Raw genomic sequence first — 25381 nt, 5'->3', positions numbered from 1 at the left:
GCACCAACAAAAAAGGGTAATGCATTTGCATTACCCTTTTTTTATCCATTTCACTGATTAGAAATAGCTGACAACCATACCGAAAAACAGAATTAAACCGACATAGTTATTATTCATAAACGCTTTAAAGCACGGCGCTCGTTCCCGGTTCACCATCAATTGCTGCTGATAAACAAACAGCGCAGCGGCTAGCACTAACGAACCATAATAAACCATGCCTAAGTTAGCCAATGAGCCAATCACCACCAGCAAGCCAACCATGACAATTTGTAGTAAACCAATAATCAGCTTGTCATATTGACCGAACAAAATCGCCGTCGATTTCACGCCAATTTTTAAATCATCGTTGCGGTCAACCATCGCATACTGGGTGTCATAAATCACTGACCAGATAATATTCACTAAAAACAGTAACCAACAAACTAATGGTAAGGACTCACTAACGGCTGAGAATCCCATCGGGATTGACCAGCCAAATGCAGCCCCCAATACGACTTGAGGTAAATGGCTCACGCGTTTTACAAACGGGTAGATCCACGCTAGCGCTAAGCCTGCGACCGATAACCAGATAGTCATGGTATTCAAACTCAATACCAATAAGAAAGAGAGCCCCACCAGCGCAGCAAATAGGATTTTTGCTTCTTTTTCCGTGACATCACCGCTAGGCAGTGGTCGGTGTTTGGTTCTTTCTACGTGCCCATCGAAATTACGATCAGCAAAATCATTGATAACACAGCCTGCGGCACGCATTAAAAATACACCTGCCGTAAAGACAATCAGGATATGCAAACTTGGCGAGCCTTGGGCCGCAATCCACAGCGCCCAATAGGTTGGCCACAGCAATAAGAGTGAACCAATAGGTCTATCAATACGCATTAAACGGCTGTATGCATGCCATTTACTTAGCGCCATACTTCCCTCCACGTTGTCGTGCTCCTTTATGCTTCTATTTTACCCATAAACGTCATTTGAATTATGTTAGATAGTTATCTATATGCAGGTGATTCAGGTAAAAATATTTCGGTTAATAATAATGGTTTTTGGGACAGTCTAAGTAAGGAACGGCGAACCCAGCGGTCAGCACTGGTGCCCATTTCAATATAATCTCGGGTTAGGTGTTCATGACTAAAGAGATAGCGCCCTAATGGGACTCGCCCAAGCTCGACTAATTTTTTGTCATTATCGGTGAGCGTCTCTTCTGGGATCAGCGTTCTGCCAATCAACCAAGGGATATTATCCCCATACATAATCACTTCCCGTAGCCAATAACGCTCACTAATTGGTAAGCATTTTTGTTCGTCGGTGGTGAGCATATCCAGTGAGATATAGCGTTCTAAATAAGGTATCACCGTCACTTTCTGACAATGCTGCTCAAACCGTTTGGTCATCGACCTTTGCTCTTGCAACCAACCTAATACATTTTCAGGAACACTCTCTTCGCCTTCTACGAACCAGCTTATAGGATGAGAGGTAAAAATCGTTTCATGCATTCAATCAAATTCCACCATAGAAATTATGGTTATCCCCTGATTGCTACTCTAGCGTGTTAAAGCCACAACCAGCATCGTTCATCTAAATTATTGGGCGATAGAATAGCACGTTGTGATAGTGCAAGGTTAAAGATAGATAACAATTTATATAAAAAGTCACTAATTCAACACAAATTGTGAAAATTTTGTAAAAAATATTTGATTTATAATGAGTTAGCTCAGATACCATATTTTATTAGGATACTAATAGCCTGCCAATTACAGGCTATTAGTCGCTTAAAAAAACGTCATTAACGCCAGTTTTTATAGCAATTAATCAAGCCATTCGTTGAGCTGTCATGGCTGGCAACAGCCTGACTATTTTCCAACTCTGGTAGAATTCGGCTCGCCAGTTGCTTACCTAATTCCACACCCCATTGGTCAAAGGTGAAAATATTCAAAATTGCGCCTTGGGTGAAAATTTTATGCTCATACATCGCAATCAGCGCACCTAATGAGTACGGGGTAATCTCTTTCAGCAAAATAGAGTTAGTTGGGCGGTTACCTTCAAATACTTTGTAAGGTGCAACATACTCCATCTCTGCTACCGTTTTACCTTGTGCTGCAAATTCCGCATCAACCACTTCGCGGGTTTTACCGAATGCTAACGCTTCAGTTTGTGCAAAGAAATTAGAAAGCAGTTTATCGTGATGATCGCCTAATGGGTTGTGAGTCACCGCTGGTGCAATAAAATCACATGGGATCATTTTAGTTCCTTGGTGGATCAGCTGGTAGAATGCGTGCTGACCATTAGTCCCTGGCTCACCCCAAATAATCGGACCCGTTTGGTAGGATACGGCATGACCATTTCGGTCGATGTATTTCCCATTCGACTCCATATTGCCTTGTTGGAAATAAGCAGCGAAACGATGCATGTATTGATCGTATGGAAGAATCGCTTCAGTTTCTGAACCAAAAAAGTTGTTATACCAGATGCCGATCAGCGCTAACAATACGGGGATATTACTTTCTAGAGGGGTTTGCGTGAAGTGTTTATCCATCGCATGAGCGCCGCTCAATAATTGAACGAAATTATCATATCCCACGGATAAAACAATTGATAAACCAATCGCTGACCACAGAGAGTAACGACCACCAACCCAATCCCAAAATTCGAACATGTTATTGGTATCAATACCAAATTTTGCAACTTGTTCACTGTTGGTTGATAACGCAACAAAATGCTTCGCAATATGCTTTTCATCTTTAGCGAACGTCAATAACCACTCACGAGCAGAGTGCGCATTGGTCATGGTTTCTTGAGTCGTAAAGGTTTTGGATGCGATGAGGAAGAGCGTCGTTTCTGGATTGAGGTCTTTCAGCGTTTCCGCAATTTGAGTGCCATCGACGTTAGAAACAAAATGCATATTCAAATGGTTTTTATAAGGGCGTAGCGCCTCAGTCACCATGAATGGCCCCAGATCTGAGCCACCAATACCAATGTTCACAACATCCGTAATTGCTTTACCAGTGTACCCTTTCCACTCACCACTAATAATACGCGCACTGAACTGTTGCATCTTTTCCAGTACGGCATTCACGTCTGGCATAACATCTTTGCCATCCACCAGCACCGGTGTATTGTCGCGATTACGCAATGCCGTGTGCAGTACCGCACGGTCTTCGGTGCGGTTGATTTTTTCACCACTAAACATACTTTTGATAGCATCTTCCAGTTGCGTCTCTTTGGCTAATGCCAAAAGTTTGTCTAATGTGTCTTGCGTAATACGGTTTTTGGAGAAATCCACTAAGATTTGATCATCAAAAGTGGCAGAAAACTTCGTAAAGCGCTGTGCATCTTGTGCAAATAAGTCACGCATATGCACATTTTTCATTTCTGCATAATGCTGCTCTAGCGCTCGCCATGCCGCCGTTTGGCTTGGATTGATACTTTTCATGGATAACACTCCCAAAACAATTTCAAATAAAAATAGATTGTAACTCGCAGAGAACACGAAGCTTATCGGTTTTCTGCGTTCTCATAATTTGCTGTCATTAAGTCTATTCTCCCAAACCTAACACCAACTGTCATCTCATACCCGAAAAGGTATTGAGAAAACCGATAATCTTTTATCCATCATTAGAATTACTGATTTACCTTGATTCATCATTGACGATACGTGCCAAAGTCGATAAATCTATTACTCCAACGTATTTCAAGCTGTTGATGTCTTACCTGATTCAGCCAGCACCACACGAATTATTTTGGATTTATGCACTATTTAAAGATAGGCGGTTTAATTAAAGGGATTGAAAAAATGAATACAGTAGCTGGCAGTAATCAGTTTGTTATCGCAAAATTCGGCGGCACTAGCGTCGCTAACTTCGATGCCATGAATAAAAGTGCGGATATCGTACTGGCAAATAACCATGTGCGAGTGGTTGTACTCTCTGCTAGTGCGGGGATCACCAATTTGCTCATTGAACTTGCCGAAGGTTGTGACACTGATAAACGTAACGAGCTACTGCAACAAGTTAAACAGACTCAATATGACATTATTGAACATCTGCAAACGGCGGATGTCATTCGCGAAGAAATTGACCGCTTACTTGAAAATATTGCCCATTTAGCTGATTCAGCCTCACTTGCCACCTCCGATGCCTTAACGGATGAAATGGTCAGCCACGGCGAAATTATGTCGACCTTATTGTTTGTCGAAGTATTACGCCAACGTGGGGCATCTTCGCAGTGGTTCGATGTCCGAAAAGTTATGAGAACCAACGAACAATTTGGTCGTGCTGAACCGGATCTTGAGCAGCTACACGTGCTTGCTCAGCAGCACTTGCTACCCCGTTTAGACAATTCCATTATTATCACCCAAGGATTTATTGGTCGTGATGCCAAAGGACGCACAACTACATTAGGTCGCGGAGGCAGTGATTACACCGCGGCGCTTCTCGCTGAAGTATTGAATCTGTCTCGTGTGGATATTTGGACTGACGTTCCGGGAATTTACACGACCGATCCTCGCGTAGTCCCAAATGCTCAGAAAATCGATGAAATCGCTTTTGATGAAGCCGCCGAAATGGCAACTTTCGGGGCAAAAATTCTGCACCCAGCGACATTATTGCCAGCCGTACGTGCGGGGATCCCTGTTTTTGTCGGATCAAGTAAAGCGCCAGAAGCTGGCGGCACCATTGTGAGCGATAAAACGGAAAACCCACCACAATTTAGGGCGTTAGCACTACGTCGCAAACAAACATTACTGACATTGCACAGTTTGAAAATGCTGCATGCTCGCGGTTTTCTTGCTGAAATATTTACTATCTTACTGCGCCATAATATTTCAGTCGATTTGATAACCACCTCGGAAGTCAGTGTGGCGCTCACTTTAGATACAACGGGCTCCACCGGCACGAATGGCAGTTTACTGACCAATGCCTTAATGACGGAGTTATCGGCTCTGTGTCGTGTGGAGGTTGAAGAAGACCTTGCGCTCGTCGCAATCATCGGTAACCAGCTGTCACAAGTCAACGGGCTCGGTAAACAAATTTTTGGGGTGCTGGAGTCATTCAACATTCGCATGATCAGTTACGGTGCGAGCAGCCATAATATCTGCTTGCTTGTCCCCGGTAACGATGTGGAAGAAATTGTGCGTACTTTGCACAGCAATCTTTTTGAGTAAGCGTCTGTTTGAATCACAGTGAGATAAAAACGATAACGGGCAATCTTTTGATTGCCCGTTTGACTTGATGATAAAGAAATAAAGCTAGCGGCTAAGGAAAGACGTAATTAGCCCGCTAAAAGTTGACTCTCCCGCAAAAGCATAGGTACTTTTCAACTCTTCTCCACGAATATCAGCAAAGCGTGCTAGCGCTAATTCTTTGGTATTCGCATCTATCTCTTCAAACTGCTTTTGGTAACCCGCATTCAGCAACTCTGCCGCTGCTTGGCTTTCCGTCATCTCCAACGCAACCACTTCGTCGGATTTAATAAAAAAACAATAAGTGCTCATTTGACACCTCATTTTTTCATACTCAAAAAACAACTAAACTCGTTCTACTCTAATAGAGATATTCACAACAAATACTCAACAAAGAACCAGTTAATAAAACTATACTTCATTATTTAGGTAAATAAAAATACCATCCTAATTCACAAAGATTGATAATTTTTATGGTGTTGTAAATCGGTAATGTCTTTTAAAAAAGACATCAGAAAAAGTGCAGTTAAAATAATTATCAATAATATCAGAATGATATTTTGAAAATATGGTAATACAGTAAAATGTATATTAATGATTAAGAAGCCAATAACATCAATAAAGCGATTGGCTTACAGAAATCAATGGATCAAGGATGTTGTTCATTCATTTTTTAGAAGGTAATGAATTATTTACACTTTCCGTGTATTCCAGCATGTTGGCTTTCGCATCTTGGTTTTTTTCCAATAATGCTAAGTTATTTTTTGCGGTCACATTCCCTAATTTATCTGCTCGCTCAAACCACATAATGGCACGAAAGATATTCTTGCTCCCGCCTTCCCCTCTCGCATACATCACACCGAGGTTATTTTGCGCATCACTGTTTTCATTGAAAGCGGCAGACTCTAAGAGCGATCGTGCTTTTTGGCTATCTTGTTGAACGCCAGTTCCTGTCAGGTAAAAAATTGCTAACTGGTTTTTGGCATCCATATTGTCTTTCTCAGTGGCTTGCAGCCACTTAACAATTTGCTGGATATCGACGTCCTTAATCTGACCGGCTAGGTATAAATTGGCGAGTTTTAATTGAGCTTCAACAATGTCTGAATCCGCAAGCTCCATATACCATTGAATCGCTTTGACCATATCGGGCTTAATACCACCCAGTCCTTTTTCATAATACTCCGCCACTTTCATGGCACCTTCAGCGGATTCATTATCTGCCGCCATTTGATACCATTTGAATGCTTCACTCAAATCTTGCCCAACGCCGTCACCTTGTTCATAGGCTTGCGCTAACGCATATTGCGCAGCTAATTCACCTTGCGTCGCGGCACGTTTATACCAATAAACGGCTTGGTAGCTATTTTGTTCAACTAACGGCGGATGACCTTTATGATAAAAATCACCCATATTTTTTTGTGCAACTGGTGAGCCCATATTCGCTGCTTGGCGATACAGATAAATTGCCGTACTTTCATCCTTTTCCATCCCTTCGCCGTTTTCATACATTACGGCTAAGTTATTGACTGCGGAAGCCACACCATTACTTGCACTGCGCTCATACCATGTCAGCGCTTTATCATAATCAATATCACCACCGAGCCCATCGTGGTAAAAAAGACCAATCGCAAACTGTGCATATTCTTGCTCTTGCTCAGCCGCTTCATAATACCAAGCACGGGCTTGTTTATAGTCTTTTTCGACGCCTAAGCCGCGCTCAAATAAATAGCCCATGGCGTATTGGCAATATGCATCACCTTTTTCGGCACACTTGCGATACCAGCTCTCCGCTTGCACATAATCGTTTTTCCGCTGTGCCAGCATACCAATATAATAATCGCCATCATTACTATTTAAATCAGAGGCTTTTTTAAACCAGTAATACGCTTTATTTTCATCAGCATCGAGAAAATCAGTACCATCTAAATAAGCAACGCCAACATCAATCATGGCATCTACTTTGCCCGCATTTGCGTCTTTAATACGACTTTGAAAATCAGTTGGCAGATGGGTTGGCTCAGTCACTTCAAGCGCTTTAGGAAAAGGTTCCACTAATGCTGAATCCGCCTGAGGCGCTAAAACCACAGGGGTAATATTCGGGGTTGAAGACGGGTTATCGACCACTTTTGAAGATTGATGATGAAATTCACCCGACTCTATTGGCTCTGCTTGCACATAAGGGGCACAGATAATGCAGAAACTAAATAAGAGAGAGGGTAATTTCATGACATATACTCACAGCTTGGCATTGACCACTGCTATATAAGATATCATTCCCATACAAAAATCATAAGGACTATAAGTCGAAAATAAGCAAATGAAGTGAATATTTAAGAAAATAATTTGGGTGATTATCGTAATTGGTCACAAAACGAGCTAATCACCCTCTTATTATTCATTGAAGGGTTTAATGATGGGAATTAATTAACGCGATACCCGCCATGTTTACTCGCAAATAAATTAAATTTACCCCATTCAATTAAAATCAATTCCAATTGTTGGTGGCTAATTTTACATAGCGTCGATATTTGAGAAACCACAAAATGGTTTTCACTCACTAATTCTGCAGAAAATACCTCAGCAATTAATTCGCTTTCTTTTGCTGTAATTAACCAGCCATCATTAGTCGCGAATTTATGAACCGGAACCATACCTTCTTTTGGGCTTTCTTTAGAGAGTAACTTCTCTTCCGCTTGCTGAGCTTGATAGAATGCATCAATCTCCTCTTGCGAAGGAAGCGGCTCAACTCGCTCTTGGTTTTCTAAGAACAGATAAATTTCTTCCGCTCTCGCTGGCGTTAACTCACTTCTTAACCAAATTTGGTTAAAGCAATGTTCCGTCAATGAATCTTCAGTATCCAGCTTATCCATAATTTGCAAAATGCTCATCATGGCACTCACCGCACTTTCACTCATGAAAAATGTGTCTGGTGCTGCACTATTTTGGATCTGATAAGGATAAACTGCCGAAGACGGCAATTTTCCTTCAATTATAAATTCATAGCTCATCATTTGCTCCCAATAGATTTCTTACCTATAAGATGGAGGCGAATAACTGAAAAATCAATCCTCTGGATCATACCCTAAGTTCGGGGCTAACCAGCGCTCTAATTCCGCTACGGTCATGCCTTTACGTTTGGCATAATCTTCAATCTGATCTTTTTGCACCTGCGCCACTGCAAAATACTTACTGTCAGGATGACTAAAGTACCAACCTGATACGGATGCCCCCGGCCACATTGCATATGAGCTAGTTAATTGCATTCCAATTTTGTCTTCGACATTCAGAAGCTGCCAGATTTTTTCTTTTTCCGTGTGTTCAGGACAAGCTGCATAGCCAGGAGCAGGACGGATCCCTTGATAATTTTCACGGATGAGTTCTTCGTTACTCAGGCTTTCATCGGGTGCATAACCCCAATATTGCGTTCTCACCTGTTGGTGCAAATACTCAGCAAAGGCTTCTGCTAAGCGATCTGCCAATGCTTTAACCATAATTTTATTATAATCATCGTGGGCATTTTCATATTGTTCCGCTAGCGTATCTTCCTCTAACCCGCCTGTGACGGCAAACGCACCAATATAATCCGCTTTACCGCTCTCTTTCGGCGCCACAAAATCAGATAAACAGTAATTTGGAAAATCCGTTTTCAGTGTCTGTTGGCGTAAATTAAGTGACACCGCTTGCACCTGATCCCGTTCGGAAGAGCGATAGATCTCCACATCATCAACAACACGATTTGCAGGAAAAATCCCGAAAATTCCTTTGGGTGTGAGTAAATTTTGGCTATCTAGCTTATCGAGCATCGCATTCGCATCCGCCAATAATTTACGCGCCTCTTCCCCTACAACTTCATCTTCTAAAATACGAGGGTATTTGCCTGCCAATGACCACGTCATAAAGAATGGCGTCCAATCGATATAATCACGCAATATCTTAATCGATGCAGTCACTTCCTGAACGCCTAAGAATTTAGGGACCGGCGGCTGATAATGTTGCCAATCAATCTTCACTGCATTTGCACGCGCAACCTCTAATGGAACGGGCGGTGTTCTTGGCTTTTTGCGTCCATGTTGCTGACGTACGGTGTCATATTCACGGCGCGTTCGTGCAACAAAGTCATTCTTTTGAGTGTCTGAAAGTAACGCGGCGACAACACCGACTGTGCGAGACGCATTTTGCACGTACACAGTTGGTCCGGAATAGTTTTGTTCAATTTTCACCGCGGTATGTGCTTTCGAGGTTGTCGCCCCACCAATCAGCAGTGGCAATGTAAATCCTTGACGTTCCATTTCTTTTGCCACATGCACCATCTCATCCAACGATGGCGTGATGAGTCCCGATAACCCAATCACATCCACGTTTTTCTCACGAGCCGTTTTCAGGATAGTTTCACATGAAACCATGACACCTAAATCAATGATTTCATAGTTATTACATTGTAAAACGACTCCCACGATATTTTTCCCTATATCGTGTACATCACCTTTAACGGTGGCTAATAAAATTTTACCTGCGCTACTTCCAGACTGTTTTAATTCTTGAATATACGGCTCTAAATACGCGACAGCTTGTTTCATCACACGGGCTGATTTTACCACCTGTGGCAGGAACATTTTGCCTTCACCAAAGAGATCCCCGACCACGTTCATCCCATTCATCAAGGGACCTTCAATCACTTCAATCGGGCTTGCGGCTCGCTGCCGCGTCTCTTCCGTATCTTGAATAATAAATTCGGTAATTCCTTTAACTAACGAATACTCAAGACGCTTTTCAACTTCCCAACTACGCCACTCCGCTTGTTGAATTTGCTGCTCTTGTCCACCGCTCCCACGGTATTTTTCCGCCAGCTCTAACAGCCTTTCAGTCCCATCGTCGCGACGATTCAGAATCACATCTTCCACAGCATCTTTGAGCTCAATAGGAAGATCATCATAAATCGCCAATTGCCCCGCATTGACGATCCCCATATCCATACCGTTTCGGATTGCGTGATACAAAAATACAGCGTGGATCGCCTCACGCACAGGATCATTACCGCGGAATGAAAAAGAGACGTTTGAGACCCCACCAGAGATCAAAGCATGAGGTAATTGATCTTTAATATCTTTGCAGACTTCAATAAAATCAACCGCATAGTTATTATGCTCTTCGATTCCTGTTGCTACTGCAAAAATATTCGGGTCGAAAATAATATCTTCCGGTGGAAAGCCGACGGTTTCGGTTAAAATTTGGTAGGCGCGCCGGCAAATCTCAATTTTACGTGCTCGCGTATCTGCTTGCCCCACTTCATCGAACGCCATGACAACCATAGCAGCGCCGTATTTACGAACGAGTTTTGCATGATCAATAAATGCATCGATTCCCTCTTTCATCGAAATAGAGTTCACAATCCCTTTGCCTTGAATGCATTTGAGCCCTTTTTCGATCACATCCCATTTCGAGGAGTCGATCATAATTGGCACACGAGCAATATCCGGTTCACCCGCAATCAAATTCAGAAAACGTACCATCGCAGCATGGGAATCTAGCATTCCCTCATCCATATTAATGTCGATAATCTGCGCGCCGTTTTCCACTTGTTGGCGGGCGATATCAAGCGCTTCTTGGTAATTTTCTTCTTTAATTAAGCGCTTAAATTTCGCTGAGCCGGTAACGTTAGTTCGTTCCCCTACGTTCACAAACAAAGACTGTGCACCGATATTCAACGGTTCTAGACCGGATAACCGACATTCCACAGGAAGCGTTGGCAACTGCCGAGGTTTTACTCCCTCAACAGCTTGTGCCATTTTTTGAATATGAAGCGGCGTTGTTCCGCAACATCCACCAACAATATTTAAAAATCCGGCCTCTGCCCATTCACGGATTTGCTGAGCCATATTTTGGGCATCAAGATCATATTCACCAAACGCGTTTGGCAATCCCGCATTTGGATGGGCGCTTACATAGCATTCTGAAATACGAGATAATTCAGCGATATATTGACGAAGTTCATCAGGACCTAATGCACAATTAAGCCCAAAAGAAATAGGCTGAGAATGGCGCAGAGAATTATAAAATGCTTCCGTCGTTTGCCCTGATAACGTCCGCCCCGAGGCATCCGTAATTGTGCCAGAGATCATCACCGGCAAATGGATCCCTAACGCTTCAAACTCCGTTTCAACTGCAAAAATCGCGGCCTTGGCATTCAACGTATCAAAAATAGTTTCGATCATGATCAGATCTGCACCACCTTTAATCAGCGATCGCGTGGACTCCCGATAAGCTTCCACCAGCTGATCAAACGTGACATTACGAAATGCCGGATCATTCACATCCGGAGAAATCGAGGCAGTGCGGTTTGTGGGTCCAAGAACGCCAGCAACATAACGCGGTTTTTCCGGCGTTTTACGTGTCCATTCATCAGCACATTCACGAGCAAGACGAGCTGCGGTCTCGTTAATTTCAGCAGAAAGGGCTTCCATTTTATAATCCGCCATCGCGATGATGGTGGAGTTAAACGTATTGGTTTCAATAATATCCGCCCCTGCGGCGAAATATTGGTTATGAATATCACGAATAATGTCAGGCTGAGTGAGGACAAGCAGATCGTTGTTGCCTTTAAGATCACTGGACCAATCGGCAAAGCGCTCTCCTCGGAACTGCTCTTCGGAGAGTTTATGGCGCTGGATCATCGTTCCCATCGCACCATCAAGGACTAAAATTCTATTTTTTAATTGTTGTTCTAATTGGTTTTTCTTACTGGACACTGCACTGTCCTCCTGAAAATGATAATCCTTCGGCCCCATCAGCCCCACATAACGATATTGCTAAATCATCAATAAATTGAAAATAAACTAAATTTGTATAAATCACATCCTATCACAACTTAAGATTGGAAAATTATTCGTCATGATGAGAGTTTCTCAGGTTGCCAAAGATCGACTTTTTGCTGATCCGATGAGTATTTTTGGGTGAAATCATTCATAATAGAAACGAATATTCATTCCTGTCAGGAGACACTTGATGGCGGCTTCACCAATTACTAAAAAAATAAAGAAGGCAAAGGGACCTGCAAGTGGGGCAACTGCTGCCGGACAAGTTCAATCCTTAAGTCGTGGACTGACGCTTTTGGAATACATTTCCGAATCAACCGGTGGGATCGCTCTCACTGATTTAGCCCTTCAAGCAGGTTTACCTAATTCCACCACCCACCGTTTATTAATGACCCTCGAACAACATGGTTTCGTGCGTCAAACAGGGGATCTCGGATTATGGGTGATAGCTTCTCATGCCTTTATCATCGGCAGTAGCTTCCTTGAAAGTCGTAATTTATTAGCCCTTGTGCATCCTATATTACGTCGTTTGATGGAAGAATCTGGTGAAACGGTCAATTTAGCGATTTTGGATCACACTGAGTATGACGCGGTGATTGTTGACCAAGTGCAATGTAACGCATTAATGCGCATGTCAGCCCCTATTGGCGGAAAGCTGCCTCTACATGCCTCCGGCGCGGGAAAAGCCTTCATTGCCAACTTACCCGAAGAGCAGTTGATTCCTTTACTCAGTAAAAAAGGCTTACATGCCTATACACCACATACTTTGACTAACCCATCAGCATTGAAAGACAATCTACAACAGGCTAAAAAACAAGGATTTTCTTATGATGATGAGGAGCATGCTCTCGGATTAAGGTGCATAGGTGCTTGTATTTATGATGAACATAAAGAGGCATTTGCGGCGATCTCTATTTCAGGTCCACTTTCGCGGATCACGGATGATCGTGTGACTGAGCTTGGCGCGATGGTGATCAAAGCTGCTAAAGAGATCAGCCATGAATATGGTGCCAATCGCTAAAACGCAAAAGTGCGGGAAAATCCCGCACTTGCTTATCTAATCACCCTGCTGATTAGACGAGGCTTCTGGCTTGTTCGATTTCAAAGATTGTTTAAATTTCGGCATATTACGATATTTTTCAATCAATGCTAAAGCGATGGCTTCTGTTTCAGCATCAGGTCGCCCATCAATATCCCGCGGGCGGTAATGCATTTGGAACGCCCGAAGTGTCTGCTTAGTTTCTTTATCCAGCTTACCTGTCTGTGGGATCCCCGCATAACCATAAAATTTCAAGGCTTTTTGTAGATTTAGCACATTCACAGGCGCATTAACTTGCCGGTCCGCCAAATATTTAGTGACTGTTTGAGGATCTGGCCAAGCTCCTATTCCATGTAGCGCTAATGATTGCCACGGAAATGCGCGACCAGGGTCTTGCTTACGTAATGGTGCAATATCACTGTGACCAATGACATTTTCAGGTGGGATATCATAGCGTTGCATAATATCTTTCAGTAATGGAATTAATGCATCAATCTGTGAATCATTAAAAGGTGGCCATATATCTTGACCATTTTTTCTCACAAAACCTTCATTAACAATCTCAATACCTATCGAGCTATCATTAAGACCATGATGATACTGCCAACGGCTATCGCCTGCATGCCACGCTTTTAAACGTTCAGGAACAAGCTGCAAAATTACCAGTTGACCATTTTTTTGCGCAGGTTGGCTCGGAATGAGGTAGTGAGAGCTTACCTTTCCTTTCGTCAAAGTTTTGATTGAATGAGCATCATCAGAAACAGTGTAATGTAGAACAATGAACTGAATACGTTCGCTGGTATTCTGTGACGGGTAACTCTGGTCGAGATAGTAACCCGTTTTTGAAGGTGTCGTTGAACAACCGACGAGTAGGAATATGACAAATATCCATATTGCCCTAACCATTTAAAACAGCCCTTTTTCCATGTTGAATTGCCGCACATTTAAGCACACCGCCCTCGATAAAACCATGAGAACTTTTCACTAAATTTAGCTTAAATATGAACTAACATGGTGGAAAAAACGAATTAAATGTATCAATAAAGGCAAAGTAAGAATATCTTTATAAAAAATACCATTCTAATTTTATCGTTATCTGCTTTTATCATTTAAAAACAGAATCGTCAGAATGTGATAATTCATTACTTAATAATAATAAAGAATTAATAATTAAAATCATTTAATCATTATAGTTTTTTTAAACTATCGGATATTCGTCCCATTTAAATAAATTAAAAACTTGCTAACATGACTTCTTCAGAATTATTTTTTTCTTTTTCAAATTGCCGAGCTATCATCGTTGTAATTTCATGAATATCCATTTCGAGTAAAATAGCAATCTCGATTAATTTATCTAAACTAAGCTTATTAACGCCAAGTTCATATCGAGATACTTGTTGCTGGCTAAGTTGGATAATAGTCGCTAATTCCTGCCCTGATAATCCCTTACGAACCCTTGCCTTACGAAGATGATTGCCAAGTAAAGCATAAATATTTTGTTTTTCTGACATGTACACACTCACCTCACTCTAAATAAAACTCCATCAAACATTAACGGGCATTATAAAAACAATCTATTTTTTTTAAAATAGATATAAACAATTGAATTAATGCTAATTGATAGGAATTCGGATGGGGTAGTCTGTAATTAAATCTATCATTTTACAACTCTAGGTTGTAATTCATTGCTTTATAAAATATTTTTCAACTTAGCTATATTATTTATATTATTCAAAAAAATTATTAAAATGCCTTTATTTTCATAATATTTTACAATTTAAATAGTTATGGCAATAATTGGTAACTAAAAATCACTTGTCTTTACGATTACATTTTATTTTAAAAATTAAACTTTATTTAAAATAATAATCATCTAAAACTAAATAGCGATAATCGATAATTACATTACTTAGCTTTTCGTGCTGATTTTATCTAAATACTATCATCCCGCTTTTCCCCTGAAGATAAGAAAATAACTCCACATCCATGACACGTAAATTTTTTCGTTGTGAAGAAGCATGACGAAATATAACCTTATCTCCACTTCTAATAACAATGCCTACATGGCTAACATCTAATCCTGATGTGGGAGAATAAATACCTACGTAATCCCCTGTTTTTAATAGTTGCAGCACATTTTTATCAATAAATTGAGTCGGAATATATCGAATAACTCTCGGCTTTATTTTAATTGTCGGAATAATCAGTTCACCGTTACTTTTTTTATTGAGCTGTTTATTTACCGAAATTGTATGAGGGCTCAGCTGTGTCGTAATATCAGTGGCAATTTTAGAATCACCTTGTGCCCAATCCGAAAAGAAATGGCGACGCTGATTAAATGCCACATGAGCATCCACATAACGAATTTTTTCTAAATTGGATACAAACTGTTCAGCATCATCTGCATGCTTAAAAGCTTCGCTATACTCGATGAATGTCATGCAATCCACCGCAGTTAAATCAATAATCAGTCGTTCAGTAGAGAGTGCATTCATATTAAGAGTTTGATTGTTATAGGGTGTTCCTAATAAAGTGGTGGTCGCATTGACTATTTTTTGCTCTTCATGCCCCTGTTGGCTGGACAAAATGGCCTTCTCTAAGACGCTATAAGATCCTATGGTTAATACCACGTCTGGCACTTCCGTGGCGTGAACAACGTGGGTATACGACCACAATACGCCCAACAGCCACCCAAGTTTCTTCAGCCTTCTCAACCCCGCCATATTTTCCCACTTTATGTTTATATAACCGCTATTAACCAACTCATTATAGTTATTATTTATCATTCTGTTAGGCTGAAAAAGCCACGATTATTCCCAAAATATCGATAACCCTCTTATTGATTCAGATCACAGATATGTCGAAATCTTCATTTTGATCATTGCAACCATTGTGTTTTCATTGAACAATGTTACCGGTAACATAAAGAGTACTGTTTGTATAATGGAGCCATTATCATGAGCAAAAATATTTCTGGAGTCACTTCTTCAACAAAGGTTAATGACACCCTTTTACAGATCACCAAACGCATTATTGCGCGCTCTAAAGACACCCGAGAAGCCTATCTCGCCAAAATTGAACGTGCCCGTAGCAATACGGTACATCGCGCTGAATTAGCGTGTGGAAATCTGGCTCATGGTTTTGCGGCTTGCCAAAATGAAGAAAAAAGTATTCTCAAAAGCATGACCCGCTCTGATATTGCCATCATCAATTCCTATAACGATATGCTTTCAGCACATCGTCCCTATGACCGATATCCTGATCAACTTAAGCAGGCTCTCTTGGAAAATGGCGCAATTGGCCAAGTCGCCGCAGGAGTTCCTGCCATGTGCGATGGCGTCACTCAGGGTCAAGATGGCATGGAGCTTTCCTTACTGAGTCGTGATGTTATTGCAATGTCCACTGCCATCGGGCTTTCACATAATATGTTTGATGGTGCACTCTACTTAGGTATCTGCGATAAAATCGTTCCGGGATTAATGATGGGAGCCCTCTCCTTTGGGCATTTACCCGCTGTTTTTGTGCCAGCAGGTCCTATGAGTACGGGCTTACCGAACAAAGAAAAAGTCAAAGTTCGCCAGCTATATGTCGAAGGAAAAGTCGATCGTAACGCGTTATTAGAGGCTGAGGCGGCTTCATATCACAGCATTGGTACCTGCACATTTTACGGTACCGCCAACTCTAATCAGATGGTCATGGAGGTCATGGGGCTGCATTTACCGGGCGCTTCTTTTGTTCCCCCTGATTCACCATTGCGTGATGAACTGACTCGCGCCGCCGCGCGTCAAATTACGCGGTTGACCGAACAATCTGGAAACTATTTACCCATTGGTAAGCTCGTCGATGAAAAAGTGATTGTAAATGGTATTGTGGCTCTACTGGCGACAGGAGGCTCCACTAATCTCACAATGCACCTTGTGGCAATTGCCCGTGCAGCGGGGATCATTATCAATTGGGATGATTTTTCTGATCTTTCTGCAATTGTTCCCCTTATTTGCCGAATTTACCCTAATGGTCAAGCGGATATAAACCAATTCCAAGCCGCTGGCGGCGTTTCGTTATTGATCCGACAATTACTTGCCAAGGGCTTACTCCATGATGATGTTCACACCATCGCAGGATTCGGGTTATCACGCTATACTCTCGAACCTTGGTTAGATAACGGTCAATTAGCATGGCGGGAAGGCACAAAAAGCTCTTATGATCTTGAAGTGATCGCTGACATTGAACACCCTTTTTCTCATCACGGTGGGACGAAGCTATTGTCTGGCAATTTAGGGCGTGCAGTGATGAAAACCTCTGCCGTTCCTGTTGAAAATCAAGTCATTGAAGCACCCGCTATCGTATTCAATAACCAAAACGACATAGCACCGCGTTTCGAAGCAGGAGAGCTAGATCGGGATTGTGTGATTGTGGTTCGCTTCCAAGGACCTTCTGCGAATGGTATGCCAGAATTACATAAATTAATGCCACCGCTCGGGGTATTATTAGATAAAGGCTATAAAGTCGCATTAGTCACTGATGGTCGATTATCAGGGGCATCTGGTAAAGTCCCTTCTGCTATTCATGTGACGCCAGAAGCCTACAATGGCGGGTTGCTTGCTAAAGTTCAAGATGGCGACTTAATTCGCGTGAATGCATTGACCGGAGAAATCGAGCTCCTTGTCGATAAAGCAACACTATCCGCTCGCCAACCTTACCAAGCCGACCTATGTGCAGAACGAATTGGCTGTGGCAGAGAGCTATTTGGTGCATTAAGACAACATTTATCCGGTGCCGAAGAAGGCGCTTGTAGTATTAATTTTTAGCTTATACCGCTTAATAGGATTAATTATGAATAATTGGAAAATGACCGCTGAACAAGTTCTAAAACAAGGTCCCGTCGTTCCTGTCATCGTGATCAAAAAACTTGAGCAAGCCGTTCCTTTAGCAAAAGCGTTACTAAAAGGCGGTATCAATGTATTGGAAGTCACCCTGAGAACAGAGTGTGCTATGGAAGCTATCCGATTAATTGCAGAAGAAGTCCCTGAAGCCATTGTGGGTGCAGGAACAGTCATTAATGCAAAACAACTCGCTGAAGTCACCCAAGCAGGTGCTCAATTTGCTATCAGCCCAGGATTAACCGATGAGTTACTAATGGCTGCGAGCCAAGGTAGCATTCCATTAATTCCCGGTATTTCAACCGTATCTGAATTGATGGCAGGTATGAACTACGGGCTCAAAGAATTCAAATTTTTCCCAGCTGAAGCCAACGGTGGTGTAAAAGCCTTGAAAGCTATTGCGGGTCCATTCTCTCAAGTTCGCTTCTGCCCAACAGGCGGCATTTCTCTTGCTAATTACCGCGACTATCTGGCACTAGAAAGTGTGCTGTGCATTGGAGGTTCGTGGTTGGTTCCTGAAGATGCACTTGAGAGTGGTAACTACGAGAAAATTACCGAACTGGCACAACAAGCTGTCCAAGGTGCTCAATAAATTGCTCGCCATACAGTGGGTCATTGTGGCCCACTTTCTATCTACTAAGCTGCTGAAATAGTTTGCTTAAATCGACGGCAAAAACGTTTCTCTTCTGAGTAAGCAAAAACATCTTCTACATACCCATCCAGAATACGCTGTTGTAATTTTTGCCAATAATCCGCGCTAAACAGATCCCGATGATGTTCCAGCAAATAATCCCGAATTTTTGGATCTTGGCATAAGAATTGAGCAAACTCTTCTGGAAAAACATCCTGCTCTCGTATGCTATACCAAGGCTCGCCAGATAGCTCTTGTTCAGGGTAAAGCGGTTCAGGGATACGACGAAAATTAACCTCGGTCATATAGCAAATTTCATCATAATCATAAAACACCACGCGACCATGGCGTGTCACACCAAAATTTTTAAATAACATGTCGCCAGGAAAAATATTGGCAGCAGCTAATTGCTTGATAGCACAGCCATACTCTTCAATAGCGTGATACAGCTGCTCATCCGAAGCTTCATCCATAAAAATATTCAATGGGATCATCTTACGCTCCATGTATAAATGGCGAATTAAGATTTTATCTCCCAAATCTTCAACTTGGGATGGTGCTTCTACCAATAATTCCGTCATCAGCTCATCGCTCACAAAACGCTTTTCGATGATAAAATTCTCAAACTCTTGCGTATCTGCCATCCTGCCCACTCGGTCATGCTCTTTGACCATCCGATAACACTCAAGCACCCGTGCTTTAGTGACTTCTTTTTGTGGCGCAAATTGATCTTTAATGATCTTAAATACGCGATCAAATGAGGGAGCCGTAAACACGAGCATGACCATCCCTTTCACCCCTGGCGCTAAAGTAAATTGCTCTTTTGAGAAATTTAAATAAGCCAAATACTCTCGGTAATATTCAGTTTTTCCATGCTTTTGACAACCAATCGCCATATACAGCTCAGCAATAGACTTACTGGGTAAAATCTCACGTAACCAGAACACTAATCCAGCCGGAAATGGCGCATACACCATAAAATAAGAACGTGCAAAACCAAACACAATGCTCGCGTCATCAAACCCTGTTAAACAGGTATCTATGTACATTAACCCTTGCTCATCATGATGAATTGGCAACAAAAATGGGTGTACCTGCTGATTGATATACAGTTTTCCAACTAACCATGCGGCTTTATTACGATAAAACAGTTCATTGGCAACATGCAGCTGAGCGCCTTGTTCGACAATTTCAGGGAAACGTAACCTCAATATTTTTATAATACATTGAATATAAAAGGTTAAATCTCTCCACATTAAGCGAAGAGGTAAGCCACTTAGTATTCCTCGTAAAACATTTTCCATATTTCCATCAAGGTTATACTCACGCGCTAATGGTCTCGGTAAGATACAAAAGCGCCTCGCGGGTTGCGAAGTGAAGATGAACAGGTTTTCCTGAGTGAGTTGTCGATGCTGAAACAACCGACAATAAACGGAATTAAAAAAGCTTTCTGCAATTTCAAAACGAGGGTATTCCGGCAATAATGTTGCGTAAACCTGTTTGATCCGAGCCAAATTATGTGGACTCAGCGTTTGTATTAGCCCCATACATTGCAGTTGAGCAACAACGAGCCCCACATGGTGGTCATACAGTTTGATCCTTTGTTTCATGGCATGTTGAACAGCATGCCAGTCGCCACGCTCAAAGCGTTCCTGTGCACCGGAGGTAATTTCAAGGAATCGCCCATATTGTGCATCAAAGCCTTGTAAAATGGTTTGGGCAATGATCTGTTCATTTTCGAAGGTCATCTTTACTCTCCCAATAAAAAACAGGCACTTGCGTGCCTGAAAAGTAGATAGATACACCAATGTCAACAACACACCGACCAATAGGAACCGTCTGTCTCTCCCTGTTTAAAATTGCTCTTCTTCAGTTGACCCCGTTAACGCCGTGACTGAAGAACTTCCCCCCTGAATAACTGTGGTCACTTTATCAAAGTAGCCCGTTCCCACCTCTTGCTGATGCGAAGAGAAGGTATAACCTTTATTAATCGCGGCAAATTCACACTCTTGAACCTTATCAACATAGTGTTTCATGCCTTCACCTTGAGCATAGGCATGAGCAAGGTCAAACATGTTGAACCACATGCTGTGGATCCCAGCTAGAGTAATAAACTGGAAGCGATACCCCATATCTGAGAGTTCTTGTTGAAAACGTGCAATCGTGCTGTCGTCTAAATTTTTCTTCCAATTAAATGATGGTGAACAGTTATATGCCAGCAATTTACCTGGAAACTTGGCATGAATGGCATCCGCAAATTGACGCGCGGCTTCCAAGTCCGGTTTAGACGTTTCACACCACACTAAATCTGCATAAGGGGCATAAGCGAGACCACGACTGATTGCTTGCTCAATTCCTGCCGTTGTGCGGAAGAAGCCTTCAGCAGTGCGCTCACCAGTAATAAAAGGCTCATCATAAGGATCGCAATCTGAAGTTAATAAATCGGCTGCATCCGCATCTGTTCTCGCGATTAAGATGGTTGGTACGCCAGATACATCCGCCGCCAAACGAGCTGCAACTAACTTCTGAATAGCTTCTTGAGTCGGAACCAAAACTTTTCCACCCATATGGCCGCATTTTTTCACTGCCGCCAATTGATCCTCAAAGTGCACTGCGGCTGCTCCCGCTTCAATCATATGTTTCATTAATTCAAAGGCATTCAAGACTCCACCGAAACCCGCTTCCGCATCCGCCACGATAGGTAAAAAGAAATCGATATATTCTTGGTTATCAGGACCGATGCCATTCGCCCATTGAATTTGGTCAGCTCGGCGAAATGTGTTGTTGATTCGCTGAACCACATTAGGGACTGAATCCACAGGGTATAACGACTGGTCTGGATACATACTAGAGGCGGAGTTTGCATCCGCAGCGACCTGCCAACCCGATAAATAAACTGCTTCAATGCCGGCTTTCGCTTGTTGCAAGGCTTGACCACCTGTTAATGCGCCCAATGCATTCACATAACCTTTTTTCGCGCCACCGTTCAGTTGCGCCCAAAAGCGCTCTGCACCTTTACGAGCCAATGTATGTTCTGGATTAACCGAGCCGCGTAGCTTAATCACTTCCTCAGCAGCATAAGGACGAGTGATGCCTTTCCAGCGCGGTTTTTTCCATTCATTTTCTAATTGAGCAATCTGTTCTAAGCGCGATGTTGTCATGATTTACTTCCTTTATTGTTGTCAGTCTTTGTAGGGTAATGAAATATTGTGTTTATTTTTAAATCTTATTAATCAAGTAGTTGGTAACCAGGGATGGTTAAAAACTCGATTAGATCATCTTGGGTCGTGATCCGTCGCATCAGCTCACTTGCTTCACGGAAACGCCCGCTTTGAAAGCGATGATCGCCAAGCTCTTTTTGAATCACTTGTAGCTCTTCATCCAGCATCTCTTCGAACAGAGCTTTCGTCACCTTCATGCCGTTTGATAACGATTTGCCATGACGAATCCATTGCCAAATTGAAGTACGCGAAATTTCAGCTGTAGCGGCATCTTCCATTAATCCATAGATAGGTACGCAACCATTTCCTGAAATCCACGCTTCGATGTATTGCACAGCTACACGAATATTGGCACGCATTCCCGCCTCAGTTCTTTCACCTTCACAAGGCTGTAATAGCTGATTTGCAGTGATTTCATCATCATTTTCACGGCGGATATTCAGCTGATTTTTACGTTCGCCTAAAGCTGCGTTAAACACCTCCATGACGGTATCAGCTAAACCAGGATGCGCTATCCATGAACCATCATGACCATTGCGTGCTTCCAACTCTTTATCTGCTTTCACTTTGGCAAGAATGGCTTGGTTTTCCTGTGCATCTTTACTTGGGATAAAAGCGGACATTCCCCCCATTGCAAACGCACCGCGACGATGACAGGTTTTGATCAACAACCGTGAATAGGCACTTAAAAATTCCTGTGTCATTGTGACGACTTGTCTATCTGGCAAGACACGGTCAGCATGCTCTTTTAGTGTTTTGATATAACTGAAGATATAATCCCAACGACCGCAATTTAGCCCCACAATGTGGTGACGCATGTGGTATAAAATTTCATCCATTTGGAAAACAGCAGGTAATGTTTCAATTAATACGGTTGCTTTGATAGTGCCCCGAGAAAGGCCAACAAAATCCTCTGCCGCACTAAATACATCACTCCACCACTGAGCTTCCTGCCAAGACTCGAGTTTTGGAATATAGAAATAAGGTCCACTTCCCTTCGCTAGTAAGGCCTGATAGTTATTAAAAAAGTAAAGTGCGAAATCAAACAATCCCCCGGGAATTGGTTTTCCGCCAACCAGTACATGCTTTTCATCTAAATGAAGACCTCGAACACGAGCAATCAACACCGCTGGATTTGATTTCAGTTGATAGACTTTGCCATTTTCATTGGTATAAGAGATTTCCCCTGTAATCGCATCGCGCAAATTGATTTGCCCATCAATCAGTCTTTCCCACGATGGAGATAAAGAGTCTTCGAAATCTGCCATGAACACTTTTACGTTAGCATTCAGAGCATTGATCACCATTTTTCGATCAACAGGTCCCGTAATTTCAATTCGGCGATCTTGTAAATCATCAGGAATATTTTGAATCTTCCAGTCCGAATTTTTAATGGAATCAGATTCCATAATAAAATCAGGCAGCCCACCTGAATCAATTGATTTTTGGCGTAGCACTCGATCTTTGAGCAATTGCTCTCTTCGTGGTAAAAACTCATCGACAAGAAAAGACAAAAAACCAATAGAATCAGTATCTAATATTTTTTTAGCTTGCTGTGAAAATGCTTTTGTGAATGTTAAATCTGAAATAGATAATTGCTGATTCATTGTTCTACCCTCATTCATGGCTGGCTATGAATTAAGAGTAAACTCAAAAAACAAATAAATCAAAAACGGTTTCCATTTTATTATAAAGTACACATATCACCATGATTATAAACAATTTATTTATAAAAATGGTTTTGCTATTAATTTCTATAGATAGAATTATTTTGTTAATATTTAGTTAAATCATAGTGTTATATCTATTCGGATATTTTATTTTTTAATAACAGAAAATGAGTTAACCAAATTATTTTAGTTATCGATCCATCTATAAATGAGGGGATATTTTTGATTTAAAGGCTAAATAGTTTTGATTATTTAGCCTTATATTCTGAGATATGACCAGTTAACTGGAATTAAGTCGCTTTTTTAATCTAATGTTGGTTCCATATGACTAAGATCGAACGGTGTGATCTGATACACATAATAGTTGAGCCAATTAGAGAATAAGAGATGACCATGACTACGCCAACGAACTTCTGGTGAGTTACTCGGATCATCATTTTTAAAATAATTACACGGTAGATCGGGCGTGATCCCCGCATCAACATCGCGCCAATACTCTTGAGATAATGTTTCTGCATCATACTCTGGATGCCCAGTGACAAAAGCAAGACGTTTATCTTTTGATGCAAATAAGTAAGCTCCCGCTTCAGGGGAACTGGCCAAAATATCCAGATCTGTATGCTGGCGAATATACTCTTCAGGAAAATCAGCATAGCGAGAATGTGGAGCATAAAAAGATGCATCAAACCCTCGAGTCAATAAAGCATAGGGCTCTAATGTTTCATGGGAATAGACACCTGAAAGTTTTTCTTTACGAGTTAATTTAGGTAGACCATACAGTACGTTAAGTGCAGCTTGAACAGCCCAACAAACAAACAGCGTCGATGTTACATGCGATTTTGCCCATGCAATAACACGCTCTATTTGTTCCCAATAGCAAACATCAGCGAATTCCACCAAACCAAGGGGAGCCCCTGTGACAATTAACCCATCAAAATTTTGATGTTGGATATCTTCAAAATCACAATAAAAATTGTTCAAATGCTCCGTAGGCGTATTTTTAGATTCTCTCTGATCGATGCGTAACAGCTGAATATCAACCTGTAATGGAGTATTTGATAGCAGCCGTAAAAACTGGTTTTCAGTTTCAATTTTCTTCGGCATCAGATTCAATATCAGTACTTTCAAGGGACGTATCTCCTGAAGGCTAGCTCTTGTCGTGGTCATGACAAAAACATTTTCTTCACGCAAGAAATTAACCGCTGGTAGCTCATCAGGCAGGCGAATTGGCATCGTTCATCCCCTTAAAAATATACTTTATACGTTTAGACTTCTAGAATGCTAAATAATCTAACCAATGTGGACCTTATTGTCGAGCGTTTAAGGACAAGTTGAAATAATTTCAAGCGATAGACGTTGTCATGGGAATACCTACAGTCTAACAAATTGGTAACCTAATGATATCCAGACTTTTTATTACAGCGTAATACCTAAAATGGCTTAGATTTTTTTGTACTTAAATAGAGAAAGTGTTTGAGTACATTAGAACGTTCAAAGGAGAATTTTATGTTATTTACGAGGTAGGAAGTGACTACAGAGATTATTTTACATTGATAATCTTCTAACGGTCAGAGCAGACAGGAACCAAACTGTCTCCCCCCACTCGCGTACCACACTAAATTGCAAGTAACCGTTATGATGAGAGCTGGTGAATCCCTCTTTTCAGGGGGTGAGATAGGAAATACCTGAAAAAATACACACTGGTTATCTGTGTTCCATCGTGATGCAGACTCACTCAAAAGCCATTTCGTTCAAATAAATCAAGGGAATCCGGGATAAATCGGCATCACTAACATCTCCACTTAGCCTCTCATCGCATACAGTATAAGTTACACGCTCTAAATTCCGCTGGTATGCCACGCTAAATAAGGAATCGTGGCTATGATGCGATATCGGTGAATACGACCTTTCAAGGGGTGATGAGAAGCTGCTGAGAAATAGGCAAATTTTCTCCC

18 protein-coding genes are annotated in these 25381 nt (G+C 41.8%); 4 read left to right on the top strand and 14 right to left on the bottom strand.

The annotated features are described in order from the left end of the window. Positions 1-57: 57 nt before the first annotated feature. The 3 genes from ubiA to pgi form a co-directional block, all read right to left on the bottom strand. Positions 58-912, bottom strand: a complete 855-nt coding sequence (ubiA, locus tag PR766_RS13785) for a 4-hydroxybenzoate octaprenyltransferase (RefSeq protein WP_036968431.1) — start codon at positions 910-912, stop codon at positions 58-60. A gap of 74 nt (positions 913-986) precedes the next feature. After that, complete coding sequence (gene ubiC, locus PR766_RS13780; protein ID WP_006658581.1) at positions 987-1490, bottom strand: chorismate lyase; 504 nt, start codon at positions 1488-1490, stop codon at positions 987-989. Positions 1491-1780: 290 nt separating this feature from the next. Next, complete coding sequence (gene pgi / locus PR766_RS13775) at positions 1781-3427, bottom strand: glucose-6-phosphate isomerase (protein ID WP_006663384.1); 1647 nt, start codon at positions 3425-3427, stop codon at positions 1781-1783. Between the two features lie 360 nt (positions 3428-3787). Between pgi and lysC the strand changes: the two genes are divergently transcribed. Further along, a complete protein-coding gene (gene lysC, locus PR766_RS13770) occupies positions 3788-5155 on the top strand; it encodes a lysine-sensitive aspartokinase 3 (protein ID WP_036968598.1) in 1368 nt (455 codons plus the stop codon). An 84-nt stretch (positions 5156-5239) separates the two neighbouring features. Here lysC and PR766_RS13765 read toward each other — a convergent pair whose 3' ends face one another. The 4 genes from PR766_RS13765 to metH all read right to left on the bottom strand — a co-directional run bounded on the left by PR766_RS13765 (position 5240) and on the right by metH (position 11919). Beyond that, the gene (locus PR766_RS13765; RefSeq protein ID WP_006658584.1) at positions 5240-5485 is read right to left on the bottom strand and encodes a hypothetical protein; all 246 of its coding nucleotides are present in this window, start codon (positions 5483-5485) and stop codon (positions 5240-5242) included. Between the two features lie 354 nt (positions 5486-5839). Then, positions 5840-7399 (bottom strand): tetratricopeptide repeat protein, encoded by a 1560-nt coding sequence (locus tag PR766_RS13760; protein WP_036962916.1) that lies wholly within the window; start codon positions 7397-7399, stop codon positions 5840-5842. A 194-nt stretch (positions 7400-7593) separates the two neighbouring features. Beyond that, entirely contained in the window at positions 7594-8181 is a 588-nt protein-coding gene (locus PR766_RS13755; RefSeq protein ID WP_006663385.1) for a hypothetical protein, read from the bottom strand. Between the two features lie 54 nt (positions 8182-8235). Continuing rightward, positions 8236-11919 (bottom strand): methionine synthase, encoded by a 3684-nt coding sequence (gene metH / locus PR766_RS13750; RefSeq protein ID WP_036968428.1) that lies wholly within the window; start codon positions 11917-11919, stop codon positions 8236-8238. 256 nt (positions 11920-12175) lie between these two features. On the opposite strand from metH, the gene iclR reads away from it, so the two are divergent. Beyond that, a complete protein-coding gene (gene iclR, locus PR766_RS13745; protein ID WP_006658589.1) occupies positions 12176-13006 on the top strand; it encodes a glyoxylate bypass operon transcriptional repressor IclR in 831 nt (276 codons plus the stop codon). A 36-nt stretch (positions 13007-13042) separates the two neighbouring features. Here the strand turns inward: iclR and PR766_RS13740 are convergent, their stop codons facing one another. The 3 genes from PR766_RS13740 to PR766_RS13730 all read right to left on the bottom strand — a co-directional run bounded on the left by PR766_RS13740 (position 13043) and on the right by PR766_RS13730 (position 15609). Next, entirely contained in the window at positions 13043-13930 is an 888-nt protein-coding gene (locus tag PR766_RS13740) for an N-acetylmuramoyl-L-alanine amidase (protein ID WP_036968425.1), read from the bottom strand. A gap of 326 nt (positions 13931-14256) precedes the next feature. After that, on the bottom strand, positions 14257-14535 hold the full coding sequence (locus PR766_RS13735) for a helix-turn-helix domain-containing protein (RefSeq protein ID WP_006658591.1): 279 nt from the start codon (positions 14533-14535) through the stop codon (positions 14257-14259). 417 nt (positions 14536-14952) lie between these two features. Next, positions 14953-15609, bottom strand: a complete 657-nt coding sequence (locus PR766_RS13730) for an N-acetylmuramoyl-L-alanine amidase-like domain-containing protein (protein ID WP_228075622.1) — start codon at positions 15607-15609, stop codon at positions 14953-14955. Positions 15610-15981: 372 nt separating this feature from the next. Here PR766_RS13730 and edd point away from each other — a divergent pair, with 372 nt between their 5' ends. Further along, positions 15982-17832: a phosphogluconate dehydratase gene (gene edd / locus PR766_RS13725; RefSeq protein WP_051420198.1), complete on the top strand. Its 1851-nt coding sequence runs from the start codon at positions 15982-15984 to the stop codon at positions 17830-17832. A gap of 25 nt (positions 17833-17857) precedes the next feature. Then, the gene (locus PR766_RS13720; RefSeq protein ID WP_006663390.1) at positions 17858-18496 is read left to right on the top strand and encodes a bifunctional 4-hydroxy-2-oxoglutarate aldolase/2-dehydro-3-deoxy-phosphogluconate aldolase; all 639 of its coding nucleotides are present in this window, start codon (positions 17858-17860) and stop codon (positions 18494-18496) included. 44 nt (positions 18497-18540) lie between these two features. Here PR766_RS13720 and aceK read toward each other — a convergent pair whose 3' ends face one another. The 4 genes from aceK to metA all read right to left on the bottom strand — a co-directional run bounded on the left by aceK (position 18541) and on the right by metA (position 24659). Continuing rightward, complete coding sequence (gene aceK, locus PR766_RS13715) at positions 18541-20283, bottom strand: bifunctional isocitrate dehydrogenase kinase/phosphatase (protein ID WP_154635918.1); 1743 nt, start codon at positions 20281-20283, stop codon at positions 18541-18543. Positions 20284-20388: 105 nt separating this feature from the next. Next, positions 20389-21696: an isocitrate lyase gene (aceA, locus tag PR766_RS13710; protein ID WP_006658596.1), complete on the bottom strand. Its 1308-nt coding sequence runs from the start codon at positions 21694-21696 to the stop codon at positions 20389-20391. 68 nt (positions 21697-21764) lie between these two features. Further along, entirely contained in the window at positions 21765-23363 is a 1599-nt protein-coding gene (gene aceB, locus PR766_RS13705; protein WP_154635917.1) for a malate synthase A, read from the bottom strand. 366 nt (positions 23364-23729) lie between these two features. Further along, a complete protein-coding gene (metA, locus tag PR766_RS13700; RefSeq protein WP_006663394.1) occupies positions 23730-24659 on the bottom strand; it encodes a homoserine O-acetyltransferase MetA in 930 nt (309 codons plus the stop codon). Positions 24660-25381: the final 722 nt, after the last annotated feature.

Source organism: Providencia sp. PROV208 (genome assembly GCF_028479465.1).
GTDB classification, from domain to species: domain Bacteria; phylum Pseudomonadota; class Gammaproteobacteria; order Enterobacterales; family Enterobacteriaceae; genus Providencia; species Providencia alcalifaciens.
This window is presented reverse-complemented; position numbering and strand designations above follow the sequence as displayed.

Excerpts from the sequence above, each read along its gene's own strand:
- PR766_RS13720 (WP_006663390.1), top strand. The coding sequence starts at position 17,858 with ATGAATAATTGGAAAATGACCGCTGAACAAGTTCTAAAACAAGGTCCC.
- aceA (WP_006658596.1), bottom strand. The coding sequence starts at position 21,696 with ATGACAACATCGCGCTTAGAACAGATTGCTCAATTAGAAAATGAATGG.
- PR766_RS13755 (WP_006663385.1), bottom strand. The coding sequence starts at position 8,181 with ATGAGCTATGAATTTATAATTGAAGGAAAATTGCCGTCTTCGGCAGTT.
- aceB (WP_154635917.1), bottom strand. The coding sequence starts at position 23,363 with ATGAATCAGCAATTATCTATTTCAGATTTAACATTCACAAAAGCATTT.
- iclR (WP_006658589.1), top strand. The coding sequence starts at position 12,176 with ATGGCGGCTTCACCAATTACTAAAAAAATAAAGAAGGCAAAGGGACCT.
- ubiA (WP_036968431.1), bottom strand. The coding sequence starts at position 912 with ATGGCGCTAAGTAAATGGCATGCATACAGCCGTTTAATGCGTATTGAT.
- lysC (WP_036968598.1), top strand. The coding sequence starts at position 3,788 with ATGAATACAGTAGCTGGCAGTAATCAGTTTGTTATCGCAAAATTCGGC.
- pgi (WP_006663384.1), bottom strand. The coding sequence starts at position 3,427 with ATGAAAAGTATCAATCCAAGCCAAACGGCGGCATGGCGAGCGCTAGAG.
- aceK (WP_154635918.1), bottom strand. The coding sequence starts at position 20,283 with ATGACCTTCGAAAATGAACAGATCATTGCCCAAACCATTTTACAAGGC.
- PR766_RS13740 (WP_036968425.1), bottom strand. The coding sequence starts at position 13,930 with ATGGTTAGGGCAATATGGATATTTGTCATATTCCTACTCGTCGGTTGT.
- PR766_RS13765 (WP_006658584.1), bottom strand. The coding sequence starts at position 5,485 with ATGAGCACTTATTGTTTTTTTATTAAATCCGACGAAGTGGTTGCGTTG.
- edd (WP_051420198.1), top strand. The coding sequence starts at position 15,982 with ATGAGCAAAAATATTTCTGGAGTCACTTCTTCAACAAAGGTTAATGAC.
- ubiC (WP_006658581.1), bottom strand. The coding sequence starts at position 1,490 with ATGCATGAAACGATTTTTACCTCTCATCCTATAAGCTGGTTCGTAGAA.
- PR766_RS13760 (WP_036962916.1), bottom strand. The coding sequence starts at position 7,399 with ATGAAATTACCCTCTCTCTTATTTAGTTTCTGCATTATCTGTGCCCCT.
- metA (WP_006663394.1), bottom strand. The coding sequence starts at position 24,659 with ATGCCAATTCGCCTGCCTGATGAGCTACCAGCGGTTAATTTCTTGCGT.
- PR766_RS13735 (WP_006658591.1), bottom strand. The coding sequence starts at position 14,535 with ATGTCAGAAAAACAAAATATTTATGCTTTACTTGGCAATCATCTTCGT.